This window comes from Mucilaginibacter sediminis (assembly GCF_051903035.1).
In the GTDB taxonomy this organism is placed as follows: domain Bacteria; phylum Bacteroidota; class Bacteroidia; order Sphingobacteriales; family Sphingobacteriaceae; genus Mucilaginibacter.
Genome location: NZ_CP170602.1, coordinates 2,644,538 through 2,655,293, shown reverse-complemented (window position 1 = coordinate 2,655,293; position 10,756 = coordinate 2,644,538). Strand labels below are relative to the sequence as shown.

Here is a 10,756-nt window from a genome sequence, read left to right as displayed (position 1 = left end):
TAATCATGAAAAAAATATTACACATTACTTTTTTGATGCTTTCTATTGCGTTTTTTAGCTGCCAAAAGCTGTTGGATCAGCCCCCTAAAAGTCAGTTGGCCAGCAGTAAATTCTGGAAAACAGCCGATGATGCCAAGGCCGGTATAGCCGGGATTTATGATGGCATTCAGGATATGTTTAACACCCAGTATATTTATTGGGGTGATGGCCGGAGCGATAATCTTACTTTTCATCCTACCTATAATGATGGCCTGCCCCTGGCACTAAACGTATTAACGCCCACTACCACCGGTGCCGACTGGACGCTGATATATGCTGCTATAAGCCGGGCTAATTTTGCCATAAAATATATTCCTGCGATTGATGGTATCGATCCTGTTTTGTCAAAGGATTTACAGGCGCAGGCCCTGGGAATAAGGGCCTACTGTTATTTCTGGCTGATACGGCTTTGGGGAAATGTGCCAGTTTGGACAGAGCCATATGAAGATTTAAGTACCGACCCGTATAAAAGTGTAACACCGGCAGCTGATATTGTAAAAAACGTTATCCTACCCGATCTGCTTAAAGCCTATGACCTGTCTGACCACACAGCTGCTGTAGTGTGGAATTTGAATTCCGGGGGTATTGCGGCCATGTTAATGGATGTTTATATGTATAATCGTGATTATACCAACGCCTTATTGTGGTGCGATAACCTGTTTAAATTAAACCGTTATAGCCTGGAAGCTACTGCCAACTGGAAAAATAATTTTATCGCGCCAACAAATACTAAAGAGAACATCTGGAGTTTAAACTGGGATTTTACCGTTGATGGAGGTAACAAAACATCGCAGGAGATTGGAGCCGGTGATACCAACAGTGATTTTGCTGTTGACCCGGGATTGTGGACCTATTATACTACAACAACTGCCGATATCAGGGGCCCTCAGAGTGTTGATTTTAAGGTGAGTAATCATGATAAAATATTAAAGTATTATGCACCAAGCCTGGATAAGAACGGTAACCAGATTTATCCAAACTCGCCGCAGGCAAATTTGTATTTTCCATTATACCGGCTGGCCGATATTTACCTTTTACGGGCCGAAGCTTTGAACCGAACAGGCGACCTGGCCAACGCGTTGGTTTATCTGAATAAAGTGCATACCCGGGCAGGCCTGCCTGCGTACCAGGCAAGCGATTTTGCCAGTGCTGATGCCATGCTTTACGGCAGCCCGGTAAATGCCAACGGTATCCTGCGCGAAAGGCAGTTGGAATTTTTCTGCGAGGCGAAGCGCTGGTTTGATTTGCAGAGAAACGACATCATCATCAGCACTATGGACCCGGTAATCAGGAACAGACAGTTGGCCAAGGGATTCCCTTCTACCGGTTTTGGCGATCCGAGAAAGGTATTGTGGCCAATCAATCAAAACGTATTAAACGCTAATACTAAGCTAACTCAGAATCCACCTTATTAATCATGGCATTTTAAAACAATATCAAATGAAAAAGATAAAACAAGCATCCATATGGTTAGTTTTTGCAGGCTTATTAATAAGCATGGCGGGCTGTAATGTGGCCGGATTAAAGTTGCAGGAAAATGCCGATTATCACCCTTATGTGCTCGATCCGCATATTGATAAAACCACCTGGCAATACATTAAGGACCGCAGCTACAATTTTGCCGGTAAGGACACCATTTTTAAACTGATGCGGCAGGCTATTGAATATTCGGGGATAGATACAAACCTGTACATTAAAACAAACTGTACATTTATCCTATTGCATAACGATGCCATTTACAGAACCACCCTGGTAAATAAAGTGCCCACAATTACAGCCGATTGTTACTGGGGGAAATACCTGGTAAATGGTGTTCCGGGTAAAAAGTGGAGCGATTACCCCAAAGAGCAGGTTAAAAATTACCTGTTGTATTTAATTGTACAAGGGGCGTATTCATTTAATAACTTATCGCCTGGTAACGTGGTTGCTACCACACTTGAGCCGTTAAATTACGATCCGTTAAACCCTACCTCGGTGATGACATTACGTGTTAACGATGACCAGAATTTTACCATGCGGTTAAATGATTTCTCAAATTCTGTAGGCTATGTAAGTGTACGAACAAGCAATATTTTGCCTGTAAACGGCGCCATACAGGTAATTGATAGGGTACTTTTCTATCAAACTAAATAATACCTGAACTTTAACTCCTACCGCGGCATTTTTTTGCCGCGGTAGGTTATTTAAAGTTGCAATTGATCTAACACAGGTTTACTTAATCCGGATATTTGATTTTGTTCCGGTTTCAATAGTTCCAGGATAACAATATCGTTATGCCCTTTTTTTAGCCATTCTGCTGGCAGGTATAGCGTTTGCTGCGGGCCGATATTCCAGTATCGCCCCAGGTTGTGCCCGTTCACCCAAACCACGCCTTTGCCCCAGTGGCTCAGGTCAAGGTAGGTATCTGCAACCTTGCCGAGGTTAAAGCTTCCCTTTTTAATTGATGGCGAACTGGAATTATGCTTAGCTGTACCAAACTTAACCGTGTTTAAATTATTGAAGGGTAACGAATACATTTTCCAATGCAGCACTTTGTTGCCGGCAAAAAGAATCTGTTGGGTAATGCCCTTTTTATTTTGTAACAGGTACTTGCCGAAGTTGATTCGGCCGAGGTTTTCAACCAAAATATCCAATTTTGCTTTCCCGGCTGGCAAAGTAAGGGTTAAGCTATCCTGGTTCTGCCGGCGATCAAGCGTGCCAACGGTTTTGCCATTAATCATCACTACCGCATAGTCTCTTAATTCTTTAAGCTTAAGTACACCGGTTTTACCGCCTGTGATTGTGCTACGGTATAATACAAAGCCATAGTCCTGACGCAGGTCTTCAAAAGTAAGCGGGGTGATGTTTGCTTTGGGGGCAGGCAAGGCATTCAACAGGCTTAACGAATGTACAAACTTAATTGCCGGTATAGCTACAGCCGGTTTAGCTGCCGGAACAGCAGGCAGCTTCACGCTGGCAGGCAAGTGTTTTTGTATTACCTCCCTGAATTTCATGAACTTTGAGGTGGCATTACCTGCCTCATCCAATGGGGCATCATAATCATAGCTGCTGATTTGCGGCTCGTAAGGAGTTCCGTCTTTATAATTGGCGCCGTTCATGAATCCGCGTGTTGTACCGCCATGAAACATATACATATTGATAGATATACCTGCTGCCAACACAGAATCAAGGTGACCTGCATAATGTTCGGCTGGTACGGTATGATGTTTGGTGCCCCACCAATCAAACCAGGCCGGGTACCATTCGGCAATATAGTATGGGCCTTTACCATCATGGTTGTCGTTGATGATTTTTTTCACCTTAGCGGGGTCATCCAGCCCGTTAACGGCCGGGAGCAGGCCAGGCAAGTGGCCTTTTACCAAATCGGGCGCCGGATCGCAGGTGTACAGCAAGCCATCGAAACCGGCCTCTTTAAAGAACTTTTGGTTGATAGCAAGGTATTCCTTGTCGCTGCCGTAGGAACCGTACTCGTTTTCTATCTGTACCATTAATATGTTACCACCGTGGTTTATTTGCAGCGGGGCCAGTTGTTTGCCTATCTCTTTAATATAGCTTTCATATTCTTTAAGGTACCGGGGCTCTTTACTGCGTACTTCTAACCCTTTTTCGTTTTGCAGCCAGTAAGGATAACCGCCAAATTCCCATTCGGCACATACATAGGGGCTTGGGCGCAGTATTACCCATAGTCCTTCTTCCCGGGCTATGCGCACAAATGCTGCTACATCGTTATTTCCTGTGAAGTCGAATTTTCCTTTTTGCGGTTCGTGCAGGTTCCAAAACACGTAAGTTCCTATAGTATTTAGTCCCATCGCTTTGGCCATTTTCATACGCGAGCGCCAGGCCTCGCGCGGTACCCGGGGGTAATGCATCTCGCCCGATATCATCTGGAAAGGTTTGCCATCCAATAAAAAGGCATCGTCACCTAACGCAAAGGTATGGGTTTGAGCAATTGTGTTAATGACATTTAAAAGGAACAGTATAGATAGTGCAAGGTATTTAAGTTTCATATGGGCATTATTAAAGTGTGAGTTGGGTTAGCATTAGATTGGGACAGAATAGATTGCAGGCAAAAATTATTTTATTTAATGATGTATCGACGGGTTTTCATACTTGGCCAATACCCATTGGCCAACTTTAACTCCTTGTATTATGCCATTATCAATTGCATCTTTAAAGTGAATGCCACCCCAAAAACGGGACATACCTGCTTCGGTAGCGGCCTGTGTAAATGAATTGAAACTGCGGGGGGCAAGGCCATATTTTTGTTCCACATTATCGGTATAATGGAAATTGTTGCCGAAGTAATGGCTAAGTATTACTGCTGATGCCGACGATATAACCGAGTGGCCGCTGATGTACTCAGGGAAGGGCGGTGTTTGCAGCAGCGGCTTCCAGTTAACATCAATATATTTACGTATTGCAGTTTCAGGGCGCACCCTGTTGGTGCGGTATTTATCGTCCCAGCAACATATAAAACCATCCAGCAATCCAATGGCCACCATGGTATGAATCTCCAGCGCTTTTGAAAAACCGGTTTTTGTTTGTCTGCAGGCTATACCGGTAATCCCCATCCAGTGTGCGCCTGGCGAAATCTTTTTTAACCCTATCAGCATGTGCCCGTTATCCTGAACAGCAAATGGATTGCAATCCCAAAAGCCTGCTATAGTGCGTTGCTCGGGTGTTAATCCTTCGGCGCTTGCTTTATAATTCATCATCATGAATTTATAAAAGGCGCTATTTTTATCGGTCGAAAAAGGTATAGGGGGGGCGGGCAGAAACTGAGAGGCCGAATCAAGCGTGAGCGGACGAATAGTGTTAAAATAAGGCTCAACAGGGGCCATATAAGCCGGTGGGGTAGGGTCCCAGGTGCCCTCTTTTCCAAGCGGGGTGTACCTTGTATAATTACTAATCCTGTTGTATTTGTCTTTTTTAACATAAGCCAGTATCTGCTTACTGATAGCCTGCGCGTAATGTTTTGAGCTGTCGATAACCTCGTCGGTAAAACCTATCTTTTTACACGAATCCAAAAAACTCTGCTCATATTTTATTAATAAGCTACCTGATGGCTGCAGCTTTCCGGCAGTTTCCATCATGGCTATTAATGCACTTAACTGGTAGGCATATCCTTTGGCATAAGCCGGTTTTTTAACAACGGGGTATTCGTTTAAAACGCCATACATGCTCCTAACACTTTTGTCGTTTTCCGAAATAACTTCATATCCCGCAAGACAGGTATATGAAAAGAAACGAGCGGCTAAAGGAGGGTTGGTTACATCATGGATCATAATAACCGTCATATGATCAATTACCTTGGTAATATCGGCGCTTGTTAATGCCGGCTGAGCCTGCTTTTTATTACAGCTGTTATATAAAATAGCCGTTGTAAACAGGATAGTTGTTAAAAATGCCTTCCTTTTCATAAAATTAAAATCCTTTATAGGCTTTTACTCCCTGTTGATTGATCCCGAATAATAATGTTTGATTAATTTCTATAACGCTTCTTACGTCGCCCCATAATTTAAACCCAGATTGAAGTTGAGGAATATATTCAAAATGTCCCTTCCCATCGCCTTTTAACAGCATGCCATAATTGGCGTCGTATTTGCCTAAACGAAGCCTGGCCCTGTTAATGTTGCCGCATAAAAGTAAATCCTGGTTGCCGTCATGATTATAATCGAGACCGGTTATTGTAAAAACGGGTGAATACTGAACCTGTAAAGGTAACGGGGATGAATGTAATTTACCTTTGCCATCACTTAAAAAGCAGGTAGTAGCCAGGTTATTGGCTTGTAAATGTCCTACGTCTTTTAATTCTACCGGGGTAAATATATCTGTAAGCGTAGCATCGGCATAACTCTTATAATCAGGAAAACGCGGGCGCATCATACTGATCTGCTCTAAAAGCTCATCCCTTGAAACATATGGATAGCTGTTATGCTGAATGTAAAAGCAAAAGATAGGATCAACTGCGCCGTTATCGTCAAAATCCTTATAATACATTTCTGCCGGCTCATTATCGCTGGCTTTGCATTGGGTATTTAACCCCTGGTTGCCAACAACCAGGTCGGGGTGCCCGTCGTGGTTAAAATCTTCTACTAATATTTTGTTCCACCAGCCGCTATTGGGCTTGTCAAAATAAGCCTTTGTGTTATTTACCAGCTTTCCGTTTTCATTGATCATTACGGTTACAGGCATCCATTCGCCAACTAAAACCAAATCGGGTTTTTTATCTCCATTCATATCTACCCACGCAGCATCGGTTACCATACCTATATGTTGCAGGCCTGGGTTGTATTTTACGGTTTGGTCGGTAAAGTGTCCTTTGCCATCATTTATCAGGATGTAGCTTTGTGGAGTTTCCGGATATCTGCCGGGTATCACCCTGCCGCCTACAAATAGGTCGGGGTGTCCATCGGCATTAATATCAGCTACTCTCACACAGCTTTTACTACTTCGCATTGCGGGTAATGCATCTTTTGCTGCCCGGGTGAAATTACCTTTTCCATCATTTAAATAAAGCCTGTCCTGTAACAAAGGATCATCAGCTGTATAATTATCATAACCTCCGGAGGCCACGTATAAATCTGGTTTGCCATCGGCATTGGCATCAAAAAATACGGCATCCGCATCGGTGCTTTTTTTATCGGCGTCAAAAGCAGGCTGTGATTTTACGGCGAGTTTACCACCTGCTTCTTGTAAATATATGGTGCCTGGTTTTCCATTACCGCCACCTACATACACATCCTCCAGGCCATCGGCGTTTACATCGCCTTTTATCATACACGGACTTGTGAATGATAACGGGTTTACCATTAGTGGCTGCCTTTTAAAATCATTAAGCGCATTTTTTTCCTGTTTGTTATTTACTGGTGAGGCCACCTCTGCGAAAATAGGCTTTACGGCCCTGGGTAACAAAGAAGTGTTAACAGCATTTTTTTCATCCAGCGTTAACTGTTGATTTGCTTTGATGTTTTTTATCACCTGCTCTTTGCCCTGCTGCCATACTATGCGCAACGAATCAACTTCACTATCGTTACCTAATCCGAAATGCAATATAGGCGATACGCTGGATTGAAAGCCGCGGCTTGGCATCTGTTCCAGGTACTGTTTTTTGTTTTTTGTATAAATGGTAACTTTTGCCCCTACACCCTCGGTGTTTTTACCCGCACCATTTAGTTTGAGTTGCAGGTAATGGTTATTTGCTTGTTTATCTGATTCGTTTTGATAGATGAATGCAGGCTGGTTAATGTTATTGGTCACCAGGTCCAGGTCACCATCGTTATCCAGGTCGGCATAGGCTGCGCCGTTGCTGTTTGATGATTGTGTAATGCCCCATGAGGCGCTGGTGTTGGTAAACGTTAAATTGCCATTGTTTTTAAAAAGGTAACTTTTTACCTGCGATGATGGCATTTGTTGTACCAGGTTGTATATATCCTTACGCATTAATCTTTTATCCTTCAAAAAATCGCCCATATATTTTACAAAATCCATGTTGGTAAAATCGCGGGTGTAGCCGTTGGTTACAAACAGGTCTTTCCAGCCGTCATTGTCATAATCGGCAAATAGGGGAGCCCAGCTCCAGTCGGTATTGGAGATGCCTGATAGTTGCCCTATCTCGCTGAAAGTACCATTCCCATTGTTTATTTGCAGCATATTGCGCATATATTGGTAATAGAACCCCGTACGAAGCGTTAAGCCGAATTTTTCGTAATTATCAGGTGCAAATAATAGCTTTTGCCTGTGATTATCTTCAGGAAGCATATCAAGCGTAAAAATATCCGGTAAGGCATCATTATTTATGTCGGAAACATTATTCCCCATAGAAAACTGTGAGGTATGCCCCAGTGAAGATTGCAATTTATTGGTGAAGGTACCATCGCCGTTGTTGATGTACATAAAATCGGGTATGGTATAATCATTTGATATATAAATGTCCGGCCATCCGTCACCATTAATGTCGGCTATTGCCGCTCCCAGGCCGTAGGTTAAATCAGAACTGCTTATTCCGGCTTGTTCTGTTACATTTTTAAAAACGTTATTGTCGTTTTTGTATAGTCGCACGCCATTAGGCGAATTTAATTTCTTTAAGATAGCCGCTGTATTTACCTCATCTAAAACAGGCAGCTGAATAGGGCTGTGGTTTAATAAAAACATATCCAGGTCGCCATCCCTGTCGTAGTCAAAAAATACAGCTTGTGTGCTGTATCCGGCATCTGCTAATCCATATTGTTGTGCCTGTTCTGTAAAATGCGGAACGCCATCTTTGTCGTTCCCGCCATTGATAAATAGTTGGTTCTGGCGTTTTTCGGGCCTTAAGTTTCCTGAGTAACAAACGTAAATATCCAGCTTACCATCACCATTTACATCGGCCATTGTAACTCCTGTTTTCCAGGGGCCGGGGCGGCCTGCTACATCTGCAGCGGTGGTAATATCCGTAAACTGCATGTTTCCTTTGTTCAGGTACAATTTATTATCGGTCATGTTGCCGGTAAAATATATATCCAATAAACCATCGCCGTTTAAATCGCCGGTTGCAACACCGCCGCCGTTATAAAAGTATTCATACATCAACACGTTGGTATTCAGTCCTTCGGTTAAAGTATTGCTGAAATCTACGTGGGTTTGTTCCGGGGCGAGTAAAGTAAATAGGGGAGTGCCGTTGTTTCCATCGGTACCCTTAACTTCGGCTGAATGCCCGCAACTTGTTAATGCAATGATGCCGGTTAAAAGCAACTGTGGAAATAATTTAATGTAAGTGTTCACCAAGGGCCGTTTAAATTTATAGGTTAAAACTTTAAAAGAATGCCGGTATTTTACCGCCGGCATTCTTTAGGATAAATATATAAGAATTTTATTTCCCTTTAATTAATACCCAGGGTTTTGAACTAACTTATTGTTTTTGTTAATCTCGTCCCTGCTAATAGGCATAAAGTAAACTCTATCCTTCCATGTACGGTTTTCAACTCCGGGGTCAAGTTCCTGTACTGTGTAGGTGTAGTTGTAATTATCGGTACTATGCCTGTAAACACTTACTGATTTACCTGCCTTTAAAGTCGCCGTAATTTTCATGATCCTTACTTTATTGCCCAGCGTTGTTGGCGCAATCATCCAGCGGCGCGCATCATAAAAACGTTGTTCTTCAAACATCATTTCTACATTGCGTTCGTTGCGGTACCGCTCTTTAAGCGCGGCGCCTGCATCTGTAATTGCCGGCATGCCCGAACGGAAACGGATTTTATTAAGCCAGTTTCGGGCCTCGGTCTCCTGGCCAAGTTCAATACATGCTTCTACATAGTTGAACGCAATTTCGGTGTACCTGATTAAGGGCGATGGCACTTCCGACCGGGTGTTCTGATCTACAATGGCCGGGTTAGGGTCCATAAACTTCCTGATGGCATAACCTGTACGGGTACCGTTCCAGTTTTCGATAGGCCCATTCCTGGTATCCAAACCAAAATAAGCTACAGGACTGCCCGAACTGCCGGTTTGATAGGTACCCATTTGTATTTCATTATAAGGGTCTATCCCCGCGCCATCAGGTGTACGTGGTTTCCAGGGCGCGCCATCATATAAGACAGATGCATAAAAGCGTGGGTCCCTATCTGTATATGGGGCTGCCGCTTGTGCAGGTTTGCTCCAATCGAATTTTGAGCCGTCCATCATTTCATAATCATCTACCATGTTTTGAGTAGGCTCGCTTGATGTCCAGCCATGGTATCCGTTAGTACAATTGTTCCTGCCGTACCATGCACCCCATTCATCCTTGCTATTGCTGAAATAGCGGGCAAACAAGATCTCTTTTTCGCCCCCATTTCTTGATAAATAAGAATTTTGATAATTTGTAAATCCATCGGCGGCAGTAGCAGGTGCACTTAAATTAAGTGCATAACCGTATGTGCCGGATTTAGCCAATATAACCAATGCGGCATCCTGAGCTTTTTTCCAGCGGGCATCGTGGTCGCTGGTTGTGTAGCCCAAATATTCGGGGTGCGCATAACCGGTTAGGGTGCTTATGGTTTTTAATTTTACGGGGTCATGCAAATCACTGGCTGCATACATTAGCACCCGCGCTTTTAACGCCAAAGCAGCATCACTTGTGGCTCGGCCTTTTCCTAAATCTTTGCCTTGCAGCAACGTGCTCGCTGCATCCAGTTCGCTTACTATAAAATCAACGCATTCTGCGTAAGTATTCCTGGCAATAGTAAAATCAGGAGTATTAAGTGTATAAGTGGTTTTTACAAGCGGAACGCCGCCATAATAGCGCAGCATTTGATTGTAAAAATACGCGCGCATAAAGTGCGCCTCGCCGGTAAGCCTGTCTACAAGCGTTTTGTCAAGCTTAGATTTGGCAAGTTGCTCTAAAGCAAGGTTAGCCGACCTTATCCTGGCATACATTTCGTTCCATTCATAGGTATTGTTCACCCAGCCTAAATTATCCGGGCTTATATTCCCTTCCATTATATTCTGCTTTCCAAAATTATAGAGCGCATTATCGGTAATACAATCCATATTCTCTTGGTTCAGCCCGGCATCATGCAGGCCGTTGTATAGCTCCGTCACAAAGGCCTCAGAAAGGTTTGGATCGGCCCAGGTGAGTTCTGCCGATGCCTGGTTCATGGGTTGCGTACTCAAAAATTCCTTTTTACACGACGCAAGCAGCACTCCCGACAGTATCGCGATTGTTGAAATATTTCTTATAAATGTTTTCATATCGTTC

Annotated in this window: 6 protein-coding genes; 2 read left to right on the top strand and 4 right to left on the bottom strand. The window is 43.5% G+C overall.

The window, feature by feature from the left end; all coding sequences use genetic code 11:
* The first annotated feature begins 5 nt into the window (after window positions 1-5).
* Together ACFGVS_RS10295 and ACFGVS_RS10290 are read left to right on the top strand one after the other, a co-directional pair.
* On the top strand, window positions 6-1,454 hold the full coding sequence (locus tag ACFGVS_RS10295; RefSeq protein ID WP_439698542.1) for a RagB/SusD family nutrient uptake outer membrane protein: 1,449 nt from the start codon (window positions 6-8) through the stop codon (window positions 1,452-1,454).
* A 25-nt stretch (window positions 1,455-1,479) separates the two neighbouring features.
* Window positions 1,480-2,172, top strand: coding sequence for a fasciclin domain-containing protein (locus ACFGVS_RS10290; RefSeq protein WP_439698541.1), 693 nt, complete (start codon window positions 1,480-1,482; stop codon window positions 2,170-2,172).
* 50 nt (window positions 2,173-2,222) lie between these two features.
* On the opposite strand, the gene ACFGVS_RS10285 is transcribed toward ACFGVS_RS10290, so the two are convergent.
* From ACFGVS_RS10285 to ACFGVS_RS10270, 4 genes are all read right to left on the bottom strand, one after another.
* Window positions 2,223-4,046: a glycoside hydrolase family 35 protein gene (locus tag ACFGVS_RS10285; protein ID WP_439698540.1), complete on the bottom strand. Its 1,824-nt coding sequence runs from the start codon at window positions 4,044-4,046 to the stop codon at window positions 2,223-2,225.
* Between the two features lie 75 nt (window positions 4,047-4,121).
* Window positions 4,122-5,459, bottom strand: coding sequence for a vanadium-dependent haloperoxidase (locus ACFGVS_RS10280; protein WP_439698539.1), 1,338 nt, complete (start codon window positions 5,457-5,459; stop codon window positions 4,122-4,124).
* Window positions 5,460-5,463: 4 nt separating this feature from the next.
* Window positions 5,464-8,802 carry a VCBS repeat-containing protein gene (locus tag ACFGVS_RS10275; RefSeq protein WP_439698538.1) on the bottom strand — a complete coding sequence of 1,113 codons (3,339 nt, stop codon included), beginning with the start codon at window positions 8,800-8,802 and terminating at the stop codon, window positions 5,464-5,466.
* A 102-nt stretch (window positions 8,803-8,904) separates the two neighbouring features.
* A complete protein-coding gene (locus ACFGVS_RS10270; RefSeq protein ID WP_274212531.1) occupies window positions 8,905-10,749 on the bottom strand; it encodes a RagB/SusD family nutrient uptake outer membrane protein in 1,845 nt (614 codons plus the stop codon).
* Window positions 10,750-10,756: the final 7 nt, after the last annotated feature.

What these genes read in the sequence shown, in the direction of transcription:
- ACFGVS_RS10295 (WP_439698542.1), top strand. Translation starts at nt 6, where the DNA reads ATGAAAAAAATATTACACATTACTTTTTTGATGCTTTCTATTGCGTTT.
- ACFGVS_RS10290 (WP_439698541.1), top strand. Translation starts at nt 1,480, where the DNA reads ATGAAAAAGATAAAACAAGCATCCATATGGTTAGTTTTTGCAGGCTTA.
- ACFGVS_RS10285 (WP_439698540.1), bottom strand. Translation starts at nt 4,046, where the DNA reads ATGAAACTTAAATACCTTGCACTATCTATACTGTTCCTTTTAAATGTC.
- ACFGVS_RS10280 (WP_439698539.1), bottom strand. Translation starts at nt 5,459, where the DNA reads ATGAAAAGGAAGGCATTTTTAACAACTATCCTGTTTACAACGGCTATT.
- ACFGVS_RS10270 (WP_274212531.1), bottom strand. Translation starts at nt 10,749, where the DNA reads ATGAAAACATTTATAAGAAATATTTCAACAATCGCGATACTGTCGGGA.